At 62.4% G+C, this 24,688-nt stretch carries 25 protein-coding genes; 10 read left to right on the top strand and 15 right to left on the bottom strand.

Annotation, left to right across the window (positions count from 1 at the left end):
- Window positions 1-139: 139 nt before the first annotated feature.
- The 5 genes from urtE to urtA form a co-directional block, all read right to left on the bottom strand.
- Window positions 140-835, bottom strand: coding sequence for an urea ABC transporter ATP-binding subunit UrtE (gene urtE, locus NKH43_RS11890; protein WP_126041867.1), 696 nt, complete (start codon window positions 833-835; stop codon window positions 140-142).
- A gap of 70 nt (window positions 836-905) precedes the next feature.
- Window positions 906-1,652, bottom strand: a complete 747-nt coding sequence (gene urtD / locus NKH43_RS11885) for an urea ABC transporter ATP-binding protein UrtD (RefSeq protein WP_023717809.1) — start codon at window positions 1,650-1,652, stop codon at window positions 906-908.
- 7 nt (window positions 1,653-1,659) lie between these two features.
- A complete protein-coding gene (urtC, locus tag NKH43_RS11880; protein WP_352494574.1) occupies window positions 1,660-2,892 on the bottom strand; it encodes an urea ABC transporter permease subunit UrtC in 1,233 nt (410 codons plus the stop codon).
- Entirely contained in the window at window positions 2,889-4,505 is a 1,617-nt protein-coding gene (gene urtB, locus NKH43_RS11875) for an urea ABC transporter permease subunit UrtB (RefSeq protein WP_352494573.1), read from the bottom strand. Before urtB ends, urtC begins: the two co-directional genes overlap by 4 nt.
- Window positions 4,506-4,605: 100 nt before the next feature.
- The gene (gene urtA / locus NKH43_RS11870) at window positions 4,606-5,916 is read right to left on the bottom strand and encodes an urea ABC transporter substrate-binding protein (RefSeq protein WP_352448748.1); all 1,311 of its coding nucleotides are present in this window, start codon (window positions 5,914-5,916) and stop codon (window positions 4,606-4,608) included.
- A gap of 301 nt (window positions 5,917-6,217) precedes the next feature.
- On the opposite strand from urtA, the gene NKH43_RS11865 reads away from it, so the two are divergent.
- Window positions 6,218-6,613, top strand: a complete 396-nt coding sequence (locus NKH43_RS11865) for a hypothetical protein (protein ID WP_352482241.1) — start codon at window positions 6,218-6,220, stop codon at window positions 6,611-6,613.
- A 51-nt stretch (window positions 6,614-6,664) separates the two neighbouring features.
- Here NKH43_RS11865 and NKH43_RS11860 read toward each other — a convergent pair whose 3' ends face one another.
- Window positions 6,665-7,375: a purine-nucleoside phosphorylase gene (locus NKH43_RS11860; RefSeq protein WP_023717814.1), complete on the bottom strand. Its 711-nt coding sequence runs from the start codon at window positions 7,373-7,375 to the stop codon at window positions 6,665-6,667.
- Window positions 7,376-7,458: 83 nt separating this feature from the next.
- A complete protein-coding gene (cckA, locus tag NKH43_RS11855) occupies window positions 7,459-10,032 on the bottom strand; it encodes a cell cycle histidine kinase CckA (RefSeq protein WP_352494572.1) in 2,574 nt (857 codons plus the stop codon).
- Between the two features lie 202 nt (window positions 10,033-10,234).
- On the opposite strand from cckA, the gene NKH43_RS11850 reads away from it, so the two are divergent.
- Window positions 10,235-10,987, top strand: coding sequence for a hypothetical protein (locus NKH43_RS11850; protein WP_352858254.1), 753 nt, complete (start codon window positions 10,235-10,237; stop codon window positions 10,985-10,987).
- 85 nt (window positions 10,988-11,072) lie between these two features.
- Here NKH43_RS11850 and dksA read toward each other — a convergent pair whose 3' ends face one another.
- Complete coding sequence (gene dksA, locus NKH43_RS11845) at window positions 11,073-11,489, bottom strand: RNA polymerase-binding protein DksA (protein WP_023717816.1); 417 nt, start codon at window positions 11,487-11,489, stop codon at window positions 11,073-11,075.
- Between the two features lie 259 nt (window positions 11,490-11,748).
- Here dksA and NKH43_RS11840 point away from each other — a divergent pair, with 259 nt between their 5' ends.
- The 4 genes from NKH43_RS11840 (at window position 11,749) to NKH43_RS11825 (ending at window position 15,527) form a co-directional block, all read left to right on the top strand.
- Window positions 11,749-12,252, top strand: a complete 504-nt coding sequence (locus NKH43_RS11840) for a SixA phosphatase family protein (RefSeq protein WP_352844136.1) — start codon at window positions 11,749-11,751, stop codon at window positions 12,250-12,252.
- 64 nt (window positions 12,253-12,316) lie between these two features.
- Window positions 12,317-13,795: a YcjX family GTP-binding protein gene (locus NKH43_RS11835; protein WP_352858250.1), complete on the top strand. Its 1,479-nt coding sequence runs from the start codon at window positions 12,317-12,319 to the stop codon at window positions 13,793-13,795.
- The gene (locus NKH43_RS11830; protein ID WP_352858247.1) at window positions 13,792-14,886 is read left to right on the top strand and encodes a YcjF family protein; all 1,095 of its coding nucleotides are present in this window, start codon (window positions 13,792-13,794) and stop codon (window positions 14,884-14,886) included. The genes NKH43_RS11835 and NKH43_RS11830 overlap by 4 nt, the downstream gene beginning before the upstream one ends.
- Before the next feature lie 86 nt (window positions 14,887-14,972).
- Window positions 14,973-15,527: a hypothetical protein gene (locus NKH43_RS11825; RefSeq protein WP_352482234.1), complete on the top strand. Its 555-nt coding sequence runs from the start codon at window positions 14,973-14,975 to the stop codon at window positions 15,525-15,527.
- 62 nt (window positions 15,528-15,589) lie between these two features.
- Here the strand turns inward: NKH43_RS11825 and NKH43_RS11820 are convergent, their stop codons facing one another.
- On the bottom strand, window positions 15,590-15,856 hold the full coding sequence (locus NKH43_RS11820; RefSeq protein ID WP_023717821.1) for a hypothetical protein: 267 nt from the start codon (window positions 15,854-15,856) through the stop codon (window positions 15,590-15,592).
- 230 nt (window positions 15,857-16,086) lie between these two features.
- Between NKH43_RS11820 and NKH43_RS11815 the strand changes: the two genes are divergently transcribed.
- Both NKH43_RS11815 and NKH43_RS11810 read left to right on the top strand, forming a co-directional pair.
- Window positions 16,087-17,922, top strand: a complete 1,836-nt coding sequence (locus NKH43_RS11815) for a monovalent cation:proton antiporter-2 (CPA2) family protein (protein WP_352858244.1) — start codon at window positions 16,087-16,089, stop codon at window positions 17,920-17,922.
- Window positions 17,923-17,942: 20 nt separating this feature from the next.
- On the top strand, window positions 17,943-18,491 hold the full coding sequence (locus NKH43_RS11810) for a DUF924 family protein (protein WP_352858399.1): 549 nt from the start codon (window positions 17,943-17,945) through the stop codon (window positions 18,489-18,491).
- Window positions 18,492-18,516: 25 nt separating this feature from the next.
- On the opposite strand, the gene folK is transcribed toward NKH43_RS11810, so the two are convergent.
- From folK to folP, 3 genes are read right to left on the bottom strand one after another with little or no spacing between them, the layout of a single operon-like run.
- Window positions 18,517-19,038 (bottom strand): 2-amino-4-hydroxy-6-hydroxymethyldihydropteridine diphosphokinase, encoded by a 522-nt coding sequence (folK, locus tag NKH43_RS11805; RefSeq protein WP_352858241.1) that lies wholly within the window; start codon window positions 19,036-19,038, stop codon window positions 18,517-18,519.
- Window positions 19,022-19,381 (bottom strand): dihydroneopterin aldolase, encoded by a 360-nt coding sequence (gene folB / locus NKH43_RS11800; protein ID WP_023717825.1) that lies wholly within the window; start codon window positions 19,379-19,381, stop codon window positions 19,022-19,024. Before folB ends, folK begins: the two co-directional genes overlap by 17 nt.
- A gap of 3 nt (window positions 19,382-19,384) precedes the next feature.
- Window positions 19,385-20,230 (bottom strand): dihydropteroate synthase, encoded by an 846-nt coding sequence (gene folP, locus NKH43_RS11795; RefSeq protein ID WP_352858238.1) that lies wholly within the window; start codon window positions 20,228-20,230, stop codon window positions 19,385-19,387.
- Between the two features lie 96 nt (window positions 20,231-20,326).
- On the opposite strand from folP, the gene NKH43_RS11790 reads away from it, so the two are divergent.
- A complete protein-coding gene (locus NKH43_RS11790; RefSeq protein WP_352642079.1) occupies window positions 20,327-20,944 on the top strand; it encodes a DUF922 domain-containing Zn-dependent protease in 618 nt (205 codons plus the stop codon).
- 213 nt (window positions 20,945-21,157) lie between these two features.
- The gene (locus tag NKH43_RS11785) at window positions 21,158-22,639 is read left to right on the top strand and encodes an MDR family MFS transporter (protein ID WP_023717828.1); all 1,482 of its coding nucleotides are present in this window, start codon (window positions 21,158-21,160) and stop codon (window positions 22,637-22,639) included.
- 26 nt (window positions 22,640-22,665) lie between these two features.
- Here NKH43_RS11785 and NKH43_RS11780 read toward each other — a convergent pair whose 3' ends face one another.
- From NKH43_RS11780 to NKH43_RS11770, 3 genes are all read right to left on the bottom strand, one after another.
- Window positions 22,666-23,694, bottom strand: coding sequence for an NAD(P)/FAD-dependent oxidoreductase (locus NKH43_RS11780; protein WP_023717829.1), 1,029 nt, complete (start codon window positions 23,692-23,694; stop codon window positions 22,666-22,668).
- A gap of 82 nt (window positions 23,695-23,776) precedes the next feature.
- The gene (locus tag NKH43_RS11775) at window positions 23,777-24,097 is read right to left on the bottom strand and encodes a 2Fe-2S iron-sulfur cluster-binding protein (RefSeq protein ID WP_006334837.1); all 321 of its coding nucleotides are present in this window, start codon (window positions 24,095-24,097) and stop codon (window positions 23,777-23,779) included.
- A 97-nt stretch (window positions 24,098-24,194) separates the two neighbouring features.
- Window positions 24,195-24,563, bottom strand: coding sequence for an Hpt domain-containing protein (locus tag NKH43_RS11770; RefSeq protein WP_352858396.1), 369 nt, complete (start codon window positions 24,561-24,563; stop codon window positions 24,195-24,197).
- Window positions 24,564-24,688: the final 125 nt, after the last annotated feature.

Genomic DNA, 24,688 nt, shown 5'->3' with positions numbered 1-24,688 from the left:
CGCGCAAGCGGCCCGCGCCTTCCCCTGATCTGCCAATTTGGAACTGGTACGGAAAGCGGCCGACTCACCAAGGCCAAGCAAAATCTAGCACGCAATCTTCGGCGCGCCAGAGTTGCAAAGTAATAGAATCAATAAGAATTCAGACGGTCAGGAATTTCCGCACGTCCGCCCGGTCGAGATCCTCGGCGGGGCCGGTATGGACGATCTGGCCGCGGTCCATGATATTGACCTCGTCGGCCAATTCCCGGCAGAAATCGAGATATTGTTCGACCAAAAGCACGGCAATGCCGGCTTGGTCGCGCAGATAGCGGATGGCGCGGCCGATATCCTTGATGATCGACGGCTGGATGCCTTCGGTCGGCTCGTCGAGCACCAGCAGTTTCGGCCGCATCACCAGTGCCCTGCCGATGGCAAGCTGCTGCTGCTGGCCGCCGGACAGATCGCCGCCGCGGCGCGCGAGCATCTGCTTCAGCACCGGAAACAGCTCGAAGACGTGACCGGGAATGTTGCGGTCGGCGCGCTTCAGCGGCGCGAATCCCGATTCGAGGTTTTCCCGCACCGTAAGCAGTGGAAAGATCTCCCTGCCCTGCGGCACGAATGCGATGCCCGACCGGGCGCGATCATACGCCGCGCTCCGGTCGAGCGCCTTCCCCTCGAAGGCAACACTTCCGCTCGTCAGCCGGTGATGGCCGACGATCGATCTCATCAAACTGGTTTTGCCGACGCCGTTGCGGCCGAGCACACAGGTGATCTTGCCGGCGCCGGCCTTTAGCGAGACGCCGCGCAGCGCCTGGGCGGCGCCGTAATGCAGCGTGGCATTGGAGACTTCGAGCATGGTCAGCGCTTTCTCCAACGCCTGAAAAACGAAAGGTCGAAATGATGGAACGGAACGCGCCAGACCATGCTCATCTCCCCAGGTAGACTTCGACGACGCGCTCGTCGGCCGAAACGAAGTCGAGCGAGCCCTCGGAAAGTACCGAGCCTTCGTGCAGGCAGGTAACCTTGACGCCGAGCTCGCGCACGAAATGCATGTCGTGCTCGACGACGATGACCGAATGGTCGCGCGCGATGTCTCTAAGCAGCCGCGCGGTTTCCTCAGTCTCGGCGTCCGTCATGCCGGCAACCGGTTCGTCGACCAGCAGCAGCTTCGGATCCTGCGCCAAAAGCATGCCGATCTCGAGCCATTGTTTTTGGCCATGGCTCAAATTGGCGGCGAGTTCGTCGCGCTTGTCGCCAAGCCGGATGATGCCGAGAATGTCGTCGATCTGCCGCGCTTCCGCGGCCGAGCGACGATGGAACAGTGCCGGGAAGATCGAGCGCGGGCCTTTCAGCGCCAGCATCAGATTGTCCTCGATCGTGTGGCTTTCGAAGACGGTCGGCTTCTGGAATTTACGGCCGATGCCCATCATGGCGATTTCGGCCTCGTCGTGTTTAGTCAGGTCGACCTCGCCGTCGAAGAAGACCTCGCCCGCGTCGGGCCGCGTCTTGCCGGTGACGATGTCCATCATCGTCGTCTTGCCGGCGCCGTTGGGGCCGATGATCGCCCGCATCTCGCCCTTGTCGAGCACCAGCGACAGGTTGTTGATGGCGCGAAAACCATCGAAGGAAACCGACACGCCGTCGAGATAGAGGATGGTGTTGCTCTTCGACATCAGGCCATCACTCCGCCGGCTGCGGTTCGGCACCGGAGGCCGACCAGTCGCCCGGCCTTCTCGCCGCCGAGCGATCGGTTTTCGGCGGCACCGGCGTGTCAGGATCGGTGCCGGCTTCCTCGGCAATCGAGGCTGCCCGCAGCGCCTTGGCATTGCCGCGCCAGGAATCCCACATGCCGATGATGCCCTTGGGCAGGAACAGCGTGACGGCGACAAACAGGCCGCCCAGCGCAAACAGCCAGAACTCCGGCAGCACGCCGGTGAACCAGGATTTACCGGCATTGACCAGAAGCGCGCCAATGATCGGTCCGACGATGGTGCCGCGCCCGCCGACGGCCGCCCACACCACCACCTCGATCGAATTGGACGGCTCGAACTCGCCAGGGTTGATGATGCCGACTTGCGGCACGTAAAGCGCACCGGCGATGCCGGCCATCACCGCCGACACGGTGAAGGCGAACAGTTTGACGTTCTCCGCCCGCCAGCCGAGAAAGCGCGTGCGGCTTTCGGCGTCGCGCACCGCCATCAAAAGCTTGCCGTATTTGGAACCGACGATTGCCCAGGTGACGAAGACGGCAAACGCGAGCATGACGGCGCTGGCCGCGAACAGCGCCGAGCGTGTCATGTCGGCCTGCACGTTGAAGCCTAGAATGTCCTTGAAATCGGTCAGGCCGTTATTGCCGCCGAAACCCATGTCGTTGCGGAAAAAGGCAAGCAGCAGCGCATAGGTCATCGCCTGGGTGATGATCGACAGATAGACGCCGGTGACGCGGCTGCGGAAGGCAAACCAGCCGAAGACGAAGGCGAGCAGGCCGGGCACCGCAAGCACCATGACCGCCGCGAACCAGAAATGGTCGAAGCCATACCAGAACCACGGCAATTCCTTGTAGTTCAGGAACACCATGAAGTCGGGCAGCAGCGGATTGCCGTAGACGCCTCGCGAGCCGATCTGGCGCATCAGGTACATGCCCATCGCATAGCCGCCGAGCGCGAAGAACGCGCCGTGGCCGAGCGAGAGGATGCCGCAATAGCCCCAGACGAGATCGAGCGCCAAGGCGAGCAGTGCGTAGCAGAGATATTTGCCGGTGAGCGCCACGATATAAGACGGCACGTAGAAGGAACTTGTCGGCGAGACCGCAAGGTTGAGCAGCGGCACGACGATGGCGGCCGCCAGCAGGACGAAGATGGTGATGGCGACGCGACGATCGGCGCCGGCGGCAAAGAAACGTCCCGTGATCATGCTTCCACCGACCTGCCCTTGAGCGCAAACAAGCCGCGCGGGCGTTTCTGGATGAACAGGATGATCAGCACCAGGACGACGATCTTGCCGAGCACCGCTCCGGCATAAGGTTCGAGGAACTTGTTGACGATGCCGAGCGAGAAGGCGCCGACCAGCGTGCCCCAGAGATTGCCGACACCGCCGAAGACGACGACCATGAAGCTGTCGATGATGTAGCCGCGACCGAGATTGGGCGAGACGTTGTCGATCTGGCTGAGCGCGACACCGGCTATGCCGGCAATGCCGGAGCCGAGTGCAAACGTCAGGGCGTCGACCCACGGCGTCCTGATGCCCATCGAGGCGGCCATGCGGCGGTTGGCGGTGACGGCACGCATCTGCAGCCCCCAAGGCGTGCGCTTCATCACGTAGAGCAGCACCGCGAACACGCCAAGCGCGAATACCAGGATCCAGAGCCGGTTCCATGTCACGGCAAGCTGGCCGATATTGAACGAGCCGGACATCCATGACGGGTTGCCTACCTCCTGGTTGGTCGGCCCGAAGATGGTGCGTACGGCCTGCTGCAGGATCAGCGACACACCCCATGTCGCCAGCAGCGTCTCCAGCGGCCGGCCGTAGAGGAAGCGGATCAGCCCGCGCTCAATGACAAGGCCGACGAGCGCCGCCACTAGGAAGGCCAGCGGCAAGGCGATGACCAGCGACCAGTCGAACAGACCGGGAAAGGAATTCCGGATCACCTCCTGCACGACGAAGGTCGTGTAGGCACCGAGCATGACCATCTCGCCATGCGCCATGTTGATGACGCCCATGACGCCGAAGGTGATGGCCAGGCCAATCGCCGCCAGCAGCAGCACCGATCCGAGCGATATGCCGTACCAGATATTCTGGCCGGCATCCCACAGCGCCAGCGTCGAATTGATATTGGCGATCGCAGCCGTCGCCGCGTCCTTCACCGCACCTTCGGAATTGGCCTCTACAGACGTGAGCAGCGACACCGCATCGCGGTCGCCGCGCGCGCCGATGAGAGCGATAGCCGCCAGTTTGTCGGCCTCCGGCCTGTCGGAAACGAGAACCGACGCGGCGCGGGCATGTTCGAGCAGCGCCTTGACGCTTGCCACGCTCTCATTGGCGATGGCGGTGTCGAGCGGCTCGATGTTTGCCGCGTCCGGCGTCTTGAACATGGTGTCGGCGGCGGCAATGCGCACGGCCGGGTCCTTGGAGCCAAGCGTCAGTGTGCCCAGCGCGTCGCGGATGACGCGGCGCAGCGTGTTGTTGACTTTGATCTTGGTGATGTCGGCCTTGGCAGCTTCGCCCGATTTTTCGCCGGTGAGCGCATCGAGCAGCTCAATACCGTCGCCGCTCTCCTTGCCGACAAAGACCAGTGAATCGGCCTTGCGGACGTAAAGGCTGCCCTCCGCAAGCGCGGCAAGCGGCCGTTCGACGGCCGGATCGCCGGAAGCCGCAAGCTCGCGCACGACGGCTTCGATCGCCGGAAAATTGGCGGCAGTGGCGAATTTGGCGATGACGGCGCGCAGATCTGCTTCGCTGGCGTTCGACGGCAGCAGCGCCCCCAGGAGGAGCAGCAGCATCAGGCCAATCGCGCGGATCAGGATCATCGGTTTCTGGTGGCTCTTGGAGGTTGAATGTCGCCTCCGGGCAGGCTGGAGAAGGAGCCCGCCCGGAGGCTTTGCGGTCTGGGAGGACAGACCGGGAGGATTAGTTGGTTCCCTTGCCGCCGCATTTGCCGGTGGCAACGTTGAAGTTGCCGCAGGATAGAGGCGCGCGCCAATCGGAGATCAGGTCCTTGGAATCAGGCAGGTAGTCGGACCACTCGTCGCCCATCACCAGGCCCGGCGTCTGCGAGACGGTTTCGAACTGGCCGTCGGCCTGGATTTCGCCGATCAGCACCGGCTTGGTGATATGATGGTTCGGCATCATGGTCGAATAACCGCCGGTCAGGTTCGGCACCGAGACACCGACCATGGCGTCGATGACCTTGTCCGGATCGGTGGTACCGGCCTTCTCTACCGCCTTCACCCACATGTTGAAGCCGATATAGTGGGCTTCCATTGGGTCGTTGGTGGTGCGCTTGTCGTTCTTGATGAATTTGTGCCAATCGGCGATGAACTTCGCGTTCTCGGGCGTGTCGACGCTCTCGAAATAATTCCAGGCGGCGAGATGGCCGACGAGCGGCGCGGTGTCGAGACCGGCAAGCTCTTCCTCACCAACCGAGAAGGCCATGACCGGAATATCCTCGGCCTTGATGCCCTGATTGCCGAGTTCCTTGTAGAACGGCACGTTGGCGTCGCCGTTGACGGTCGAGACGACAGCGGTCTTCTTGCCGGCCGAGCCGAACTTCTTGATTGCCGAGACTTCGGTCTGCCAGTCGGAGAAGCCGAACGGCGTATAGTTGACCATGATGTCTTCGGCAGCAACGCCCTTCGCCTTCAGATAGGCTTCAAGAATTTTGTTGGTGGTGCGCGGATAGACATAGTCGGTGCCTTCGAGCACCCAGCGCTTCACCGAACCGCCATCCTCGCTCATCAGATAGTCGACCGCGGGAATGGCTTGCTGGTTCGGCGCCGCACCGGTGTAGAACACGTTGCGCTCGCTCTCCTCGCCCTCATATTGAACCGGGTAGAACAGGATGTTGTCGAGTTCGCTGAACACCGGCAGCACCGATTTGCGCGACACCGAGGTCCAGCAGCCGAACACCGCCGCGACCTTGTCCTTCGAGATCAGCTCGCGCGCTTTTTCTGCGAACAGCGGCCAGTTGGAAGCCGGATCGACGACCACCGCCTCGAGCTTCTTGCCGAGCAGGCCACCCTTGGCATTCTGCTCTTCGATGAGCATCAGCATGGCGTCCTTTAGCGTCGTCTCCGAGATCGCCATGGTTCCCGACAGCGAATGGAGGATGCCGACCTTGATGGTGTCGTCGGCCGCCTTGGCGGGAATGCTCATCAGCAGGCCGGCGGTGACCACGCCGGCCGAAAACATTTTTGTTATTGTCGAGAAACTGCCCCTCATACTTTTAAACTCCCAAGCTGGTTAACTGCATCGGAACAGACCATGCAACGGCTGTGCCAATTACCGGAGCAAGATCGGAAGATCTGAGATTTCCCAGCTCTGTCAGTCGGTTAATGTATTAGGCGCAGGAGATGAACCTCGCCTGCCAGGTTCGAACTGAGAAAAGATCACCCGTATCAGCCTAAGTTTTACTCATGTACGGGCCAATGCCCGAATTTTGAGCAGCATCACAAGAGCACTGGCGAGGATTGCAGCGCCGCAGCGAAATGGGGCAAGTTCGAACCCTTAAACGAGCGACGCCATGGCCTTCCGAACGTCTTGCATTTTCATCACCATGCTTCTGCTGGCGACGACGACTGTAGCGCGCGCCGGCTTCAGCGACGGCAAGCTGCCGGACGGCCCCTATCATTGCGAAGTCTATCTGCTTGGCATGTTCCTCAGCCTCGGCGACATCACCATCAAGGGAAACGTCTATAGCGGTCCGGTGAGCTTCGGCACCGCGCGGCAGAGTTATAACTACCAGATGGATGCAGACGGGGTGATCACTTGGCTGGGTCCGCTGGGCGGCTACACCAGCGGCGGCAACTCGATCTCGCTTACGCAAGCGACGCTGGAAAGCGGAACCACCCCCTCCTTCGACATCATCATGAAGCAGCCGGACGGTGCCTTTACCGCCTCGACCTGCACCAAACGTTGAAAAAAATATGCGCAACCTCGTGAGAATTAGCACCGGAAGGCAGAGAGCCGCCTAGCTCTCCGCCGCCACGTCGAGCGCCAGCCGGGTCATATTGGTGAAAAGCCCCTGGCGTTCTGCATAGTCGGTCTGCTCGCCGGTTGCCACATTGTCGACGACGGTCAGGATCGACAGTGCCCGGGCACCAAAATCGGCCGCGATGCGGTAGAGCGCGCTGGTTTCCATGTCCACGGCGAGCGCGCCCTGTGCCTGCGCTTCGGCAAAGCGCTCACGCCCCTGCGGATGATAAAAAATATCGCTGCAGATGGTCAGGCCGGCCCGCTGGTCGATGCCGAGTTCGGCGGCCCGGGTCAACGCCTGGGCCAACAATGCCGGATCGGGGCTGGCGTTGGCACGATAGAGCCCGAAACTCTGAACGCTTTCTGAGCTTTCACCGCGCACCGATTGCGCGATCACCAGACTGCGCAGCGCCAGCTCGGCGGTCAGCCCGCCGCAGGTGCCGGTGCGGATCAGTGTTTTCGCACCATAGAAATCCAGCAGCTCGTGCACGTAGACCAGGAATGACGGGACGCCGATGCCGGTGGACTGGATGCTGATAGGCTTGCCGCGAAACAGGCCGGTAAAACCAAGCGCGCCGCGGCGGCGGTTGACGCAGCGCGGCGCCTCCAGAAAAGTCTGCGCCATCCATTCTGCGCGCTGCGGATCGCCCGGCAGCAGCACCGTGCTTGCGTAGTCGCCCTTGCTGGCCTCGTTGTGTGGCGTCACGGCATGCTTTCCAAAACCCGTCGCCCGTTTCGCCTGCAATCATGGCAGTCTCACGGCATTGCGCAAGCGGAGCATTGGAAGGGTCAGGATTCCAGCATGTCCTTGACGATCGTGGCCAATTGCTTGAGCGAAAACGGCTTGGGCAAAAAGCCGAAATGTGCGTCGGCCGGCAAGTTCTTGGCGAATGCGTCTTCCGCATATCCGGACACGAAGATGAACTTGATGTCGGGCTGCCGCTTGCGCAATTCGCCAAGCAGCGTCGGGCCGTCCATTTCCGGCATCACCACGTCTGAGACCACGATGTCGACCTTGCCGCCGAGCGCTTCGTAGACTTCAAGCGCCTCGACGCCCGACGACGCCTCGTGGACGGTGTAGCCGCGCGACTTTAGTGCACGCATGCCGCCCATGCGTACGGCGTCCTCGTCCTCGACCAGCAGCACCGTGGCCGAGCCCGACAGATCCTTGGCTGAGTCGGCGATCTTGGCAGGTGCGGCCGGCACTTCTCCAGCCTCGCCCGCCTTCCTTGCCTCCGCAATGTGCCGCGGCAGGAAGATGCGGAACAGGGATCCCTTGCCGACTTCGGAATCGCAGAAGATGAAGCCGCCTGTCTGCTTGATGATGCCATAGACCATGGACAGGCCGAGGCCCGTTCCCTTGCCAACCTCCTTTGTCGTGAAGAAGGGCTCAAAGATCTTTTTCAGCACATCAGGCGCGATACCGCTGCCGCTGTCCTCGACCTCGACCAGCACATAGTCGGCCGGAGTAAGTTCGCGATAGGAAAAGGTCTTGCATTCCCCGGCGCTGACGTTGCGGGTGCGAACGGTGAGGTCGCCGCCGGCCGGCATCGCATCGCGCGCATTGACCGCCAGATTGACCACCACTTGCTCGAACTGCCCGATATCGACCCTGACCGGCCACAGGTCGCGGCCATGGTCGATCTTGAGCTTGATATCGTTGCCGACCAGACGGGCAAGCAGCATCCTTAGGTCGGCGAGCACGTCGGTCAGGTTGAGCACCTCCGGTCGCAGCGTCTGCTTGCGCGAGAAGGCCAGCAACTGCCGCACCAGCGAGGCCGCCCGGTTGGCATTCTGCTTGATGTTCATGATGTCCGGGAACGACGGATCGGACGGCCGGTGGTTGGTCAAAAGCAGGTCTGAGGCCATGATGATGGCGGTCAGCACATTGTTGAAATCATGCGCGATGCCGCCGGCGAGCTGGCCGACCGCCTGCATCTTCTGGCTCTGCGCCATCTGGCCCTCGAGGGCCTTTTGCTCGGTGGTCTCGACGGCATAGACGATGGCCGATTCCTCGGCGCCCTCGCCGCCGGTGCCGTCTGCGACCGCATTGACGTAGAAGCGTATGTGTCGTTCCTCATTGCCGGGCAGCACCGTATCGATCGGCTCGATATCAGCCTGTTGCTGGCGTGCCTTTTCGAACGCCGCGGCGAAGGCCGGCCGGTCGCGCTCGTGGATCACCGTATCCAGCCGCACACGCCGATCGACCGCGTCGCGGTCGACGACCGAGGAAAATAGCGACAGGAACGGCGCATTGGTGCGCAGGATGCGACCGGCATGGTCGACGCCGGCAATCGCCATCGGCGTCGAGTTGAAGAATCGCGTGAAGCGTATTTCCGAGGCGCGAAGGTCGGCCGAAGCGTCCTCGCCTTGCGTCCGGTTGAGCACGATGGTGCGAGTCGGGCCGTTGAGCCCCTCTCGGCTGGCCGAAACACGATGCATGAAGCGCACCGGCAACGCCTCCCCGGTCATCGTCGTCAGATCGAGATCGATAACGGCATTGCGCGTGGTACCCGCGTCGGCCTTGACCGAACGGACCAGCGCCATGCCGTCGCCGGCGACGATCTCCGGCAGCGTGATGGCGCCGGGGGTGAAGCTGGCCAGGTCGATGCCCAGCCACTCCGCAAGGGTCGCGTTGATATAGGTGACGCGGCCTTCCTGGTCGGCCGAAAAGAAACCGGCCGGCGCGTGGTCGAGGTGATCGATGGCCTTTTGCAGGTCGAGAAAGAACCGCTCCTGCTCGGCCCGTTCCCGCGAGATATCAGCAAGCTGCCAAGCAAGCATGGGCAGCCGCTGGCCTGGAACGCTGAACGCGCGGGCCCGGACGCGGTACCAGCGCGCGCCCGATTCGGCGCCTGGCCGAATGGACTGCGCGAGCCGAAACTCGCCGTCGCCCGCCTGGCCGTCGCGCAGGCCTGACGCCAGCCGGTATATGGTCACTGAGGCCTCGGGAACGTCTGAAAGCAAACCTTCGACCGTCTTGAGGTCGGCGGCCGACTCGGCGCCAGTCATGTCGGCATAGGTCCGGTTGGCGTAGATGATCCGGCCTTTGGTATCGGTGACCAGGAGGCCTTGCGACATCGAATCGACGAAAGCTTTCGACAGTTCGTCGCTTGTCGAGCGCGGCGTGACGTGCACGAAGCCGATCGCAGTGGCGAACAGAAAGCCGACGCCGATCATCGCCAACACGCCAAGCATGCCGAGCAGGAATGGGTCGCCAAGTCGCTCGCGGAAAAGGCCGAAGACGATCGCTGCCCCCGTCAGGACGACGATGAAGACGATGAGCCGGGTGACCGCGCCCGGTCGCGTGTTCTGGTCGACGATAGGTACCGGATAGAAATCGCCGCGCGCTTCCTTGGCCATGTTCCCCCTGCTCGTGAATTCCGGTGTCGGTTGAATCATATTCTCAGGGTCGGGAAAAGGCCCGGCGGCAAATGTCCGCTAAAAAGACGCCGTTCCGCTCCCGGTGTTTCAAGCTGTTCACGAAGCGTGAAAGGCAACTTGCGGTGGCCTGCCGCAACAGTCTAGTGTCGCGTCTCTTCGAAAGCTGATTTTGGGGGAACCAATGCTGCAATGGCTGGATGGCGTGGCGGGTCCTGGTTATGCCGCGGCAATCCTGTGGACGTTTGCAGTACTTGTCCTTCTGCTCATCATTCTTCTTATCATCAGGCTGGTCCGCAGCCTGACCTTCGGAACATTCGTCGCCGGCGGCAGGAACCGCAAGACGCGGCTGGCGGTCATGGATGCCACAGCGGTCGACAGTCACCGGCGGCTGGTGCTGGTGCGCCGCGACGATATCGAGCACCTGCTCTTGATCGGTGGTCCGACCGACGTCGTCGTCGAGCGCGACATCAGGCTCTCGGCGCTGCGCCGCCCGGCATTGACCGGAGATAACAGCCACCAGCCGGCAGCAAGATCGGCTCAGACCACAGCCGCGCCGGTGAGGCAAGCGCCGCCGCAGGCGGCAAGCGTAGCCGCAACCCCTGTCCGAGCCCGCCAGACGGCGACAATGCCGGCAACAATGCCGGCACCGGCGCCGAAACCGGCATCGAACGTCACACCGTTGCCAAATTATGGATCCGTCAACGCCAATGCTTCACGGCATACGCCGCCGCCGGCAAGACAGGACTCCCCGGCAAGATACGAGCCGCCGGCACAGCACGAGTCGATCGACGATGCGCTGATGAAGGAGCTGGAGGTTTCCCTCGACGAGCCACGCTTCAGCCAAACGCCGAACAAGCCAGTGGCGAAGGCATCGCCCTCTCTCGACGACGAGATGACGAAGCTCCTCGGCGAGTTGTCCAATCAGAAAAGATAGGCTGATAGCGAACGGCCAATGAAAATGGCCGGAAAACCGGCCATTTTGAACGCTTTACCGATGCCGCTCTGTTTTTCCCGCCGACTCAGTCGTCGCGGTACACCTTCTCGCGCCGCTCATGGCGCTCCTGTGCCTCGATCGACAAGGTCGCGATCGGGCGCGCGTCGAGCCGCTTCAGCGCGATCGGCTCGCCTGTTTCCTCGCAATAGCCGTAGGTGCCTTCGTCAAGGCGCTGGAGGGCGGAATCGATCTTCGAGATGAGTTTTCGCTGGCGATCGCGGGCGCGAAGTTCGATGGCGCGGTCGGTTTCCGAGGAAGCCCGATCGGCGAGATCGGGATGGTTGGCGTTTTCCTGCTGCAGGATTTCGAGAGTTTCGCGCGCTTCGCGCAAGATGTCGTTCTTCCAGGTGACGAGCTTCAGGCGAAAGTAGGATTTCTGCCGCTCGTTCATGAACGGCTCGTCTTCGGAGGGTACGTAATCGGCGGTAACGATGTCGTTCATTCGACTCACCCAACAAACCCCAAATTTGGCGCCTATATATTCGCGGACCGAAAACTGCACAAGGTCAATCGACGACTGTTTCACGCAATTGTTAGTCCCGGACAAACGGCATCCGCGATGCCCTTTTTGCGAAGAATACGACCGAATTCATACATGATTCGCTATGCTTGAAGGACGCTTGCCATTGCGCACGGAGCTCTTCTGATGGCAAATCCTGCGGCGTATTGACGGGTTCGGTGCCCGGCACAACGGGGATCCGGTGACCAGACTTTACCTGCTGAGGCATGCGAAGGCCGGCTGGGCGCTGCCCGGCGTCGCCGACTTCGACCGCCCGCTCGATACATCTGGCTTCGCGGATGCCGAAGCGATGGGCGTGCTGATGCGTTCTCGCAAATACGTACCGGGCCTCACCCTGTGCTCAAGCGCCAGGCGTGCTCGCCAGACGCTGGAAAGCTTAGCTGGCCATACGGACACGGGCCGGGTGCTGTTCTTTGACGCGCTCTACAACGACGATGCCGCCGCGTACCTCGCTGCCGTCCGGCAGAATGGCGGGCTGGACGCCCTGCTCGTCATTGGCCACAATCCGATGATTGAGGACCTCGCCATGGCGCTCTCAGGCGACGGCAACGAGACCGCGCGGGCCATGCTGAACCACGGCTTCCCGACCTCCGCACTTGCGGTGGTCCGGTTCAACGGCAGTCTTGCGGAGGCTGCGCCTGGCGCCGGCTATCTCGAAGCCTTCCTGACGCCTGCCGATATCTGAGGCCATTTCAAAGCCGCGCCTCAAAGCCTATATCGGTGGCTGACCGGCCCCGCGAGAACAGATTTTGGCATCATCGCTGACGACTTTCACCGACGAGGCGAAGATCGCCTTGGATACGTTGTCAGGCCGCGCTGCCGGGCTTTTCGCTCCGTCGCTGCGTCTTGGCGTGACCGGGCTGTCCCGCGCCGGCAAGACGGTGTTCATCTCGGCCCTTGTGCACAATCTGGTCCATGGCGGACGCTTGCCGCTGTTTGAGGCACAAAAATCGGGGCGCATCGCCAGGGCCTTTCTCGAAGAGCAGCCGGACGACGCCGTACCACGCTTCCAGTACGAGGATCACATCGCGGCTCTTGTCGTCGACCGTGTCTGGCCGGACTCGACGCGTGCGATTTCCGAACTGAGGCTCACCATCGAATACGAATCGGCCTCCGGTTGGAGCCGCATGTTTTCCGCCGGCAAATTGTCCGTCGACGTCGTCGATTATCCCGGCGAATGGCTGCTCGACCTGCCGCTGCTCGGCAAGTCCTACGCCGATTTTTCGCGTGAGGCCTTCGAGATGGCCGTGTTGCCGGTGCGTGTCGATCTTTCGCGGGAATGGCAGGCGCTCTCTGCCTCCGTCGACCCCAACGCCGACGCCGACGAGATGACGGCGCGCCGTCTCGCCGAGAGCTTCGCCGCCTACCTCAAGGCCTGCAAGCTTGACGAGCGGGCGCTTTCGACCCTACCGCCCGGCCGCTTCCTGATGCCCGGCGATCTTGAAGGATCGCCGGCGCTGACCTTTGCGCCGCTGCCGAAACTCGGCCTCGGGCGCGCCCGCTACGGATCGCTGCAGGCGATGATGGAGCGGCGCTACGAGGCTTACAAGACGTATGTCGTCAAACCGTTCTTTCGCGAACACATCACGCGCCTCGACCGGCAGATCGTGCTCATCGACGCCTTACAGGCATTGAACGCCGGCCCCGGTGCGATGGCCGATCTGGAACGCGCGGTCACCGAAATCCTGTCCTGTTTCCGGCCCGGCCGGGGCAACTTCCTGACCGACCTGTTTTCAAGACGCATCGACCGCATATTGGTGGCCGCGACCAAGGCCGACCATCTGCACCACGAAAGCCACGACTGGCTGCAGGCGATCGTGCGGCGGCTTGCCGACCGCGCCGTGGCGCGGGCGAATTTCACTGGTGCCGACGTCGACGTCGTCGCCATGGCGGCCATGCGCGCGACTCGGGAAGGCACGGTCAAGCAGGGCCGTGAGACTTTGCCGGTCATTATCGGCACGCCATTGCGTGGCGAAAAAATCAATGGCGAAACCTTTGACGGAAAGACCGAAACAGCCATATTTCCCGGTGATTTGCCGGAGAAAGTTGATGCGGTGTTCGATGGTTTCGAATCGAAGCACCAGCAGAACGATGACGACCCGGCGATCCGCTTCGTGCGCTTTCGCCCGCCGAAACTCGAGCGCACGGCCGAGGGCGTGACGCTGTCGCTGCCGCATATCAGGCTCGACCGCGCGCTGCAGTTCCTGATCGGAGATCATCTCGCATGAGCGCGCCCCGCAGACCGGCGGCCTTTCGCATCGAGCCGGAGCCCCAGCCGAAGGTAGATCCGACGGCTCGCCATTCCGGGGCCGAGGCCGCGCCGGCGCGAAAGCCGCGTAACGTGAAGGCGGATCTTGCCGTGGTCACACCGGCGGAGATCGACGTCTTCGACGAGCCTGATGTCGTCGCTGCCGAACCGCCGCCAGCGATTGCGCCGCGAAAACGTTCGCTGCTTGGCAGCCTGTTCTTCGGCGCGCTGGGCGTTCTGGTTTCGCTCGCCCTTGGCCTCTGGACCGACCAGCTGATTCGCGACCTGTTCGAGCGCGCCGAGTGGCTGGGCTGGCTGGCGGCCGGAATGGCATTGATCGCCATCCTGGCGCTTGTGGTCATCCTTATCCGCGAATTCGTGGCGATTGCTCGCCTCGCCGAGGTCGAAAAGTTGCAGAAGCGGGCGCTCGATGCGATTGCCCGCGATGATCTGAAGGCCGCCCGCGCCGTGGTCGACGAGTTGTCGGCATTTGTCGCGGCCAAGCCCCAAACCGCGGCCGGCAGGCGCTCGCTGGCCGAATTGCGCGGCGAGATCATCGATGGCGGCAATCTGGTGCGGCTGGCCGAGACCGAGATCCTCGGCCCGCTCGATGCCCGCGCCAAGATGATGATCCTCGAAGCGGCGAAGCGCGTGTCCCTGGTGACCGCGGTCAGTCCGCGCGCGCTGGTCGACGTCGCTTATGTCGTGTTCGAAGCCGGCCGGCTGATTCGCCGTCTGTCGGAGCTCTATGGCGGCCGCCCCGGCACGCTTGGCTTTTTTCGCCTGGCGCGCAGCGTTCTCGCCCATCTCGCGGTCACTGGGTCGATCGCCGTCGGCGACAGTTTCGTCCAGCAGATCGTCGGCCATGGCCTTGCGGCTCGGCTCTCGGCCAAGCTCGGCGAAGGCGTCGTCAACGGCATGATGACGGCGCGCATCGGCATTGCAGCGATGGAAACGGCAAGGCCCCTGCCCTTTAACGCCGTCAGGCGTCCAGGATTGGGCGATTTCCTTTCCGCGCTGACCTCCTTTGCGGCAAAGAAAGAAAAAGAAACATCCGCTTCCGAGACGTGACTATCGCCTTGGGGTGACAAAGCATTAACCAATCTTGTTCATGGTCGGAAGCGTCCAACCAGTCTCTTTGTTGCCGGGTGTCGTCGATGAAAAGCGTTATTTTGTCCAGCGTGCTGCCCGTGGCGCTCGCCCTTGTCGCAACCATCGGCATTGCCGGAAAGGCTTCGGCGGCGGAACCGGACAAGCAGTTCTTTCGATCGGTCGAGGGCAAATGGGTCGGCCCCGGAGAAATCGTTGCCGGCAAATACAAGGGCACGAAATTCACCTGCAGCTTCATTGGCTCGACGCCTGACGGCAAGGTCGGCATGTCGCTCGACGGCGGCTGCCGGGTCGGTATGTTCACCCAGCAGATGTCGGCAACGATCGAACACAAGGGCCGGCAGGGCTACAAGGGCAGCTTCATGGGCGGGGCCGCTGGCTCCGGCCTCGACATTATCGGTGGCAATGTCATCGATGCGCACAAGGTGGTTTTCACCATTAATCGCAATCAGTTGCGCGGCGTGATGCAGGCGCTTGTCCCCGACGACAATTCGATGACGGTGACCGTTGCCGTGCGCGTCGACCAGCAGCTGGTCCCGGTCATCGGCATGAAGTTGAAGCGGATCGATGCAGTCGAGGTCGGCTCCATAACTCCGAACTGAGCTTTCGGCGTGAAAAGGCGGCAACCAAACGCCGCCGTCCTCCTTGACATGCAGATGGGTGCTCAGCCCTTGATCGCTGCAATCAGCTCGTCATAGGCCTTGCAGGCCTCGGCTGCTGTCGTGCCGCCCTGATACTTGGTTGTGACCGCCTGGACCTTGGCTGTGAGGTCGGCTGCCTTGGCCGGATCCTTGGTAATCGCAGCCTGAAGTGCCGCAGTCATGTCCTGAGCCTTCTTGGTCAGCATCTCGGTCGTGCACTCGGGTGCCTTCGAACAGGCAGAGCCGGCAAGTGCCGCGATGCCAACGGCAACCAGCAAGAACTTCTTCATGTCAGTCATCTCCTCAAAAAGGGCCGCGACTTGATCGTCGCTCACCCTCCACTGGCCGAAGCCGGGCGTCCTTAGCGCCGGATTGCGAAAACAAGCAACGCCCGGAGGCCCATTATCCTGTGCAGTGCGCCTGCAATAACGCCTGCACAATGCGCCGGATTCACACTGTTCGATCCGCTCCGAAGTCCCTATCTTGGCCGCTTGACTCCCAGGCGAGCGGAAGGGCAGGCATGGCGGCAGAGGCATCGAACAGCGATCTGATCCAGGTGGTGGCGCTGCTTGCCGCCGGCGTCGTTGCGGTGCCGATCTTCAGGCGCATGGGACTAGGCTCCATCCTCGGCTATTTGGCGGCCGGCGTCGTGATCGGCCCATTCGGGCTGCGCGTCTTTTCCGAATCGGAAGCCATTCTTCATGTCGCCGAACTCGGCGTCGTCATGTTCCTGTTCATCATCGGGCTGGAGATGCAGCCGTCACGCCTATGGGGCCTGCGCCGCGAGATTTTCGGGCTTGGTGCGCTGCAGGTCGGCGTCTGCGCGGTTCTGCTGACCGGCGTCGGCCTGGCGGGAGGTTTCCCGATCGCGCAATCCTTCGTCGCTGGCGCCGGTTTCGTACTCACCTCGACGGCAATCGTCATGCAATTGCTGGAAGAACGCGGCGACCTGGCAACGCCCAAGGGCCAGCGCATCGTCTCGGTCCTGCTTTTGGAAGATCTGGCCATCGTGCCGCTGCTGGCGCTGATCGCCTTCCTCGCGCCGGGCGGCGCCGATATGAGCCTGTCGGATAGGTTGACGGAGGTCGGCATCGGCCTTGCCGCGATCGTCGGGCTGGTGGTTGCCGGGCGCTATCTGCTCAATCCGTTCTTCCGTATCCTGGCGGATGCGCGCGCCCGTGAGGTGATGACCGCAGCTGCCCTTCTGGTCGTTCTCGGGTCAGCGCTCGCCATGCAGCTTTCCGGCCTGTCGATGGCCATGGGCGCCTTCCTGGCCGGCGTGCTTTTGTCGGAATCGACCTTCCGCCACCAGCTGGAGGCCGACATCGAACCGTTCCGCGGCATTCTGCTCGGGCTGTTCTTCCTCGCCGTCGGCATGTCGCTCGACCTGCATGTCGTCGTCGTCAACTGGCAGCTCATTGCCATCTATGTCGTCGCCTACATGGTGATGAAGGCGATCGGCATCTATATCGTTGCCCGCGTCCTCAAAACCGACCATCGGGAAGCGCGCGAGCGCGCCGTCTTCATGGCGCAAGGCGGCGAATTCGCCTTCGTCCTCTATTCCGCGGCGGCTGCGGTGGGCATTATCGACGGCCAAGCCAATGCGATGCTGACCGCCATTGTCATCATTTCCATGGTGCTGACGCCGTTGGCGATCATTGCACAGCGGTATCTGACGCCGCGCGACGAGCAGTCGCTTGAAGGCGTCGATGTCGCCAACGGCCTGACCGGCAGCGTGCTGATCATAGGCTTTGGCCGGTTCGGCCAGATCGCCAGCCAGCCGCTTTTGTTGCGCGGCATCGACGTGTCGATCATCGACAACGAGGTCGAAATGATCCAAGCAGCGGCCGATTTCGGCTTCAAGGTCTATTACGGCGACGGCACGCGGCTGGACATCCTGCGAGCCGCGGGAGCCGGGCGGGCACGCGCCGTGCTGATCTGCGTTGACAAGCCCGATGCCGCCGTGCGCATCGCGGAACTGATCAAGGCGGAGTTTCCCTTGCTGACAGTGCTGGCACGGGCGTTCGACCGCGGCACCGCGTTGCAGCTCATTCGTGCCGGCGTTGACTATCAGCTCCGCGAGACGTTCGAATCGGCGCTTGTCTTCGGCGGCTCGACGCTGGAAGCCCTCGGCGTCGACCCGGAAGAGGTCGCCGAGGTAGTCGAGGACGTCCGCCGCCGCGACGCTGCCCGTTTCGAGCTTCAACAGGCCGAAGGCATCCGCGCCGGACGGCGCTTCCTCAAAGGTAATATTGGCACCCCCATCCCGACGCCGCTCAGCACACCACGCCGCGCGGGTCAGGCGCTCAATGAGGAAACCGCCGGCGTGCTGCAGAAATCCGAGCCGGCCGATTAATCCTTGGGAAGATGCGAATGATGGATGAACTGGACGAACGCGCGCTCTCCGTCATCAGATTCTGGCGCCACGCCGGGGAGGACGCATGGTTCGAGAAGAACGACGCTTTTGATGCCGACTTCCGCACCCGGTTTCTCGATCTGCACTTCGCCGCCGCCCGCCGCGAATGCGACGGCTGGTCCGAACACGCCGAAGGGTCGCTGGCACTGATGATCCTGCTCGACCAGTTTCCGCGAAACTGCTTTCGCGGCAGTGGCCACATGTACGCCACGGACCCGCTGGCGCGGCATTTTGCCGGGAAGGCGATCGCTGCCGGCCATGACTTGGCGCTCGACGAAGAGCTCCGCGTCTTTCTTTATCTGCCCTATGAGCATTCGGAGGATCTAGCCGATCAGCTCAAATCGATGGAGCTTACCGCCGCCAAAGCCCCGTCCTATCTGAAATATGCCGTAGAACACCGCGACATCATCCAGCGCTTCGGCCGCTTTCCACACCGAAACAGGATGCTTGGCCGGGAGACGACACCGGACGAACAAATGTTCCTCGACGGTGGTGGGTTTTCCGGCTGATTTTCGGCCACCGATGGCGGCAGCGTCAGGTCTTCCACCATTTCCGGCCTGACGGCAGCCGTTCAATACCCGACGTGTCGACAGCGGCCAGTCGCTCCGACACGCTCTTGCCGTCGACCACAAGCTTCGGTGCAATTTCTGCCAGCGGTGCCAACACGAAGGCGCGCTCCAGCATGCGCGGATGCGGCACCTCCAGTCCGGTCTCGTGGATGATGCGGTCACCGAACACCAGAATGTCGATGTCGATCAGGCGCGGACCCCAGCGCTCCTCCCGCACCCGCTTCAGTTTTCGCTCGGCGTCGAGGCAAAGGTCGAGCAAAGCCCGCGGCGCAAGCGCGGTCGACATCTCGGCCGCCGCATTGAGGAAATCCGGCTGATCGAGCTTGCCCCAGGGCGGCGTTCGGTAGAGCGACGAAACGGCAACGACGCGCGTGCTCTCGTCGGCATCCAGAATGCCCAGTGCCGCAGCCATCGACTTCGCCGGATCACCGAGATTGCCGCCAAGGCTGAGATAGACGGTGTTGTTGTTACTATTCTGGCCAGACAACGGTCACCTCGACATGATCGAGCACACCCGGCACCGGGGCGTTCGGCTTGCGCACGGTGATCTCGGCCTTTTTGATCTGCGGAAACCGCGCCGTCAGCGCCCTCGCCACTTCGAGCGCCAGCGCTTCGATCAGAAAGCGCCGCTCGCCGGTAATGATCTTTTCGATGACCGCAAAGGCGATGCCGTAATTGACGGTGTCCTCGATAGAATCGTCGACCAGCGCCCGCCCGGGGTCTACCGTGAGCGCCGCATCGACATAAAAGCGCTGGCCGAGCGTCTCCTCTTCGTCCAGCACACCGTGCCGGGCGAAGAAGGCGCAGTTCTTCATGCGGATGACATACATGGCTCAGCTTTCCCCGATCTCACGTGCCAGCATAGCATCGGCAATAGCCAACGCATCCACGTTGATTGCGACATCGTGGACGCGAAAAAGATGCGCGCCTTTGAGCCTCAGGATGACGCTTGTGGCGGCGGTTCCGGCGCCCCTTGCCGCTGCGTCGCGGCCGGTGACGGTGCCGATAAAGCGCTTTCGCGATGTGCCGGCCATCAGCGGAAAGCCCAGCGCACGAAGCTCGGAAAACCGTGCTATCAGGTCAAGGTTTTCGGCGGCTGTCTCCTTGGCGAAGCCGAAGCCCGGATCGAGCACGATGTGGTCGTCGGCAACACCGCTCCGTTGCGCGATTTCCAGCGACTTCCTGAGGAAGAAGAGCTGATCGGCAATCACGTCGGGCAGTTTCTGCCGGTCCCGTCCCGTGTGCATGATGACAAGGCCGGCGCCGGTTTCGGCAGCGACGCTGGCAATGCCCGGCTCGCGCTGCAGGCCCCAGACGTCGTTGACGATATGTGCACCGGCTTGGACGGCAAGCCGCGCCGTATCCTGGCGATAGGTATCGACCGAGATCAGCGTTCCGCCAGACGTCGCGAGCGCCTCGATGATGGGCACTATGCGGGCCTGCTCTTCCTTTGCAGACACCGGAGAGGCACCGGGACGCGTCGATTCTCCGCCGATGTCGATGACGGAGGCTCCCTCCTCCACCATACGGCGCGCCTGGTCCACCGCTTTTTCCGGGGCATCGAACAGCCCGCCGTCGGAAAAACTGTCCGGCGTGACGTTGAGGATGCCGACGACGATGGCCTTGCCGCCAAGGTCAAGATGGCGCCCATGCGCCAGCTGCCATCGCCCTGTCATCATTGCCCATCAACCATGTTCGATCCCACGTCATGACCGGGGATCAATTCCGTTGCGCCGGAGACGGCGGTAAAGCAAGGTGGGCAAAGAGGCAACACGATGAAACGATCCCTCCTCTGCGCCCTGATGCTCGCTCTGACCGCATTCCCGGCCGGCGCTACGACTCTCGTCAAGACATATAGTTATTTCCCGATCGGCGGCAGGACGCTCGACGACATCGGGACCCAGCTGTCGAAACTCGGGCCTCAGGTGAAAAGCACCGGGTCGCGGCATCCCGGCGCCACCCAGATGGCGTTCACCACCCGCGTCAGTTATGCGCAAAAGCCGGGCTCGTGCTGGATTGCCGATGCTGCCGTTACCGTCAAGGTCAAGGTTATCCTTCCCGAGTGGCGCCGCCCGCGCAAAGCCGATGCAGGCGTCAAGCTGTTCTGGGAGACTTTGTCCTCCGACATCAAGCGCCATGAGGAACGCCACGTCGAGATTGCCAAGAACCATGGCCGCGAACTAGAAGACGCCTTGAAGGCGAGCTACCCTGAAAAGACCTGCGAATTGGCCAAGGCCAAGGCCGCGAAAATTACAGCGGCCATGCTTGCCAAGCACGACCAGGACCAGATGCGCTTCGATCGTGTGGAAAGCGTCAATTTCCAAAGCCGCATCCTGCGGCTTTTGCACTATCGCATCGAGCGCATTGAGAATGGACGGCTCGCTCCCGGCTGAACTCCGCGTCGGACAAAGCCAAATTTGGAACAAAGCCAATTTGGCGAAGCATAGTGCCAGCTTCGAAAAACTTCGAGCCGCTGTCGAAATCGGCCTATAGCGAACGACATATGCCAGGTTCGCAGGGATCAGCCTCCGGCAAACGCCAATCGGCGTACTAGATGCTTCCCAGCCCGTCGCGGAAGTGCACGCAGGCATAATGGATGAACGGATATGGACCAGGCTATCGACAAGCAAGCGATGGTGGAAACCAGCACGCCGCTGACCGAAACCGAGAAAAACGCCATCATCGGCGGCGTGCTTTTGTCAATGCTGCTGGCGGCGCTCGACCAGACCATCGTCGCGCCGGCGATGCCGACGATGGCACGTCTGCTCGGGCATGCCGAATATCTGCCGTGGATCGTAACCGGCTATCTTCTGACCGCGACCGCAGTGGCGCCGCTCTACGGCAAGATCTCCGATATCTATGGCCGCCGGCCGACCGTCTATGCGGCAATCCTGATCTTTCTCGCGGGGTCGCTGGTCAGCGCCACGGCCCCCAACATGCTGGTCCTGGTTGTCGGCCGGGCGATCCAGGGCGCCGGCGGCGGCGGGCTGTTCGCCCTGACGCAGACCGTGATCGGCGACCTCGTGCCGCCGCGCGAGCGGGCTCGCTACGCCGCCTGGATTTCGGGCACCTGGGCCGTCGCCAGCATCGCCGGGCCGCTGCTCGGCGGCACCTTCGCCGAACATCTGCATTGGTCGCTGATCTTCTGGATCAACATTCCGCTCGGCCTGCTGGCGATGGCGATCATTAACAATCCGCTCAAGAAGCTGCCGATCGCTGCAAAACATCACCGCATCGACGGCCTCGGCGCGCTGCTTCTGGTCGCGGCCACCTCGCTGCTGCTGCTTGCCTTGAACTGGGGCGGCAGCGAGTATCCGTGGCTGTCGCGTGAAATCCTTGGACTGCTCGCCTGCTCAGCGGTGTTCTGGAGCGCGTTCGCGCTGCGGCTGATGCGCGCGGCCGAACCGCTGATCTCGCTGGAAGTGCTCGGCAATCCGATCGTTCTCGCCGGCACGTTGTCGATGTTCCTGCTGCAGGCCGCCAATGTCGGCTTGTCGGTCTATCTGCCGGTCTACCTGCAATCGGTCGTCGGCCTGTCAGTCAGCGAATCTGGCACCGCGTTGCTTGGGCTGATGCTCGGCACGGTGGCCGGTGCGACATTCAGCGCGCGAATGATCCCACGCTTTTTCCACTACAAGCGCATTGCCATGGTCGGAACTGTTTTCTCGATCCTGTGCCTCGGCGTGCTCAGCCTGGTCGCCGGGCATGCCTCGCTATTGCTTGTCGAGGTGTTGACGACCTGCATAGGCCTGGGCACAGGCACGACCTTTCCGGTTGCCACTGTCTCGGTCCAGAACGCCGTCGATCGCATGCACCTTGGCGTGGCGACCGGCGTTCTCACCTTCCTCCGCTCGCTGGGTAGTGCGCTTGGCGTCGCCATGCTTGGTGCCGTCGCCCTTGGTTACGGGCTGCCGCTGGCCAGCGAAGGCACGCAGACGGCCGGCCATATCGCCTCAGCCACGCCGTTCGTGATGATCTTTCTTGCCGCCGCCGCGACCTTGCTGCTGTCGTTCATCACGCTCTGGCTGATGCCGGAGAAAACGCTTCGCGGCCATGCCGAGGCTTCGGCCCCAGCCCTGGCGGAGTAGACCGGCCTGGTGAAATCCGGCGAGCTTCAGTCGACCACGCCGAGCTTCTTCTGCAGGCTGGTCGACGAAGTCGTATACTGGAACACGATGCGCTCGCCGGGGCTGATGATGCGCTTGGCTGCCTGTGCCATTAGAGCGACCTCATGGAAGCCCGACAGGATCAGCTTCAGCTTGCCGGGGTACCAGTTGATGTCGCCGACGGCGAAGATGCCGGGCACCGACGTCTGGAATTTTTCGGTGTCGACCGGGATCAGGTTTTCGTGGAGATTGAGGCCCCATTCGGCGATTGGGCCGAGCTTCATCGTCAGGCCGAAAAATGGCAGCATCCGCGTGCACGGCACTTCGACATCGCCCTCCGGCCCCTTGATCGTGGCGGAGGCTAGCTGGCCGTCGCTGCCGGTCAGGCCCGTCACCTGTCCGACTTGGAATTCCAGCTGCTTCATCTCTTGCATGGCATACATCTTGTTGACGCTGTCGGGCGCTGCCCGGAATTCGGGCCGCCGATGCACCAGCGTCACGCTCTTGGCCACCGGCTGCAGGTTCAGCGTCCAGTCGAGCGCCGAATCGCCGCCGCCGACGATGACGAGGTCATGGCCGCGAAAGTCCTCCATCCGGCGCACCGAGTAGAACACGCTCTTGCCTTCATAGGGTTCGATGCCTGGAATCGGCGGCCGCTTCGGCTGGAAAGAGCCGCCGCCGGCGGCAATCACCACAATTTTGGCTTCGAACACCTCGTTTTCGTCGGTAGTGACGCGGAAGCTGCCGTCCTCCAGCCTTTCCAGGCTCGAAACCATGCGGTTATAGGTGAATTCGGGCTTGAACGGCGCGATCTGCTCAAGCAGCTTGTCGACCAGACCTTGCGCCGAGATCGAGGGCCAACCCGGAATATCGTAGATCGGCTTTTCCGGGTAGAGTTCGGCGCACTGCCCGCCGGGCCGGTCGAGTATGTCGATCAGATGGCACTTCATGTCGAAGAGGCCGAGCTCGAATACGGCAAACAGGCCGACAGGCCCTGCCCCGACAATGAGTACGTCCGTCTTGGTGATAGCGGTCATGAAGCATGCGCCTTTATGGGAAAACGGCGCGACACTGCATGACCATTGGTCCGCTGCCAAGCGGCAGCGGCAAAAATCGGCTTCAGCCTTGGCGGGCCGGCACGCGCACGACCAGCCCATCGAGGGCGTCGCGCACCTTGATCTGGCATGACAGCCGCGAATTCGGCTGGACGTCGTAGGCGAAGTCCAGCATGTCTTCTTCCATGGCTTCCGGCTCGCCGACCTCCGCCGTCCAGGCTTCGTCGACATAGACATGGCAGGTCGCGCAGGCGCAGGCGCCGCCGCATTCCGCTTCTATTCCCGGCACCGCATTGCGGATCGCATTTTCCATGACGGTCGAGCCGTTTTCGGCATCCACGTCAAAATGCGTGCCGTCATGGGCGATGAAGGTCAGCTTGGTCATTTGTCACCTGAAGGGAGTCTGAGCCGACATAATCACTCTGCCAGACAAGTCAACTGCGGCGCGAAAGCGCCGCTGCGTGGCGTTTTGGGAATAAGTTCTATCGGCTGATGGCGGCGACGAAGTCGCGCACTTCTTCGATCAGTGAGCCAAGGCGCTTCAGCGTGCTGGCGTCGTCGGGCCGGCATTCGATCGCACTGGCGCAATCGGCAATGGCGAAGGCGCCGACCCCGCGCGCCGAGCCTTTGAGCCCGTGCGCCAGTAGCAGCCGCTGCCTGACATCCGCATCGACGATCTTGTCGAGCACCGATAGCGCCTGCTGCACGAACAGTGCCAGCACCTCTTGCTCGAGGCTCCGATCGCCCATCGTCTGGCGCGCAAGATGCGCCAGATCGATCGGCCGCGCCCCAGCTGTCCCTGACACGTCACCGCCGGGCATCGAGAAGGCAATGCCGTTTTCGCCACGTATCACTTTGAGACTCCGTTCTTCGACCGCCGCAAAAAATAGGCGTATCCGGTGGACAACGGGTTAATGATTGACCCGGAAAAATGTCGCGATAACGGCGCCGGAATCACGGCTGTGTTAACCTTATA

The sequence above is a fragment of the Mesorhizobium sp. M1163 genome (assembly GCF_040318415.1).
Lineage (GTDB): Bacteria > Pseudomonadota > Alphaproteobacteria > Rhizobiales > Rhizobiaceae > Mesorhizobium.
The sequence above is the reverse complement of the archived record's forward strand: the minus strand, read 5'-3'. Positions and strand labels throughout refer to the sequence as shown.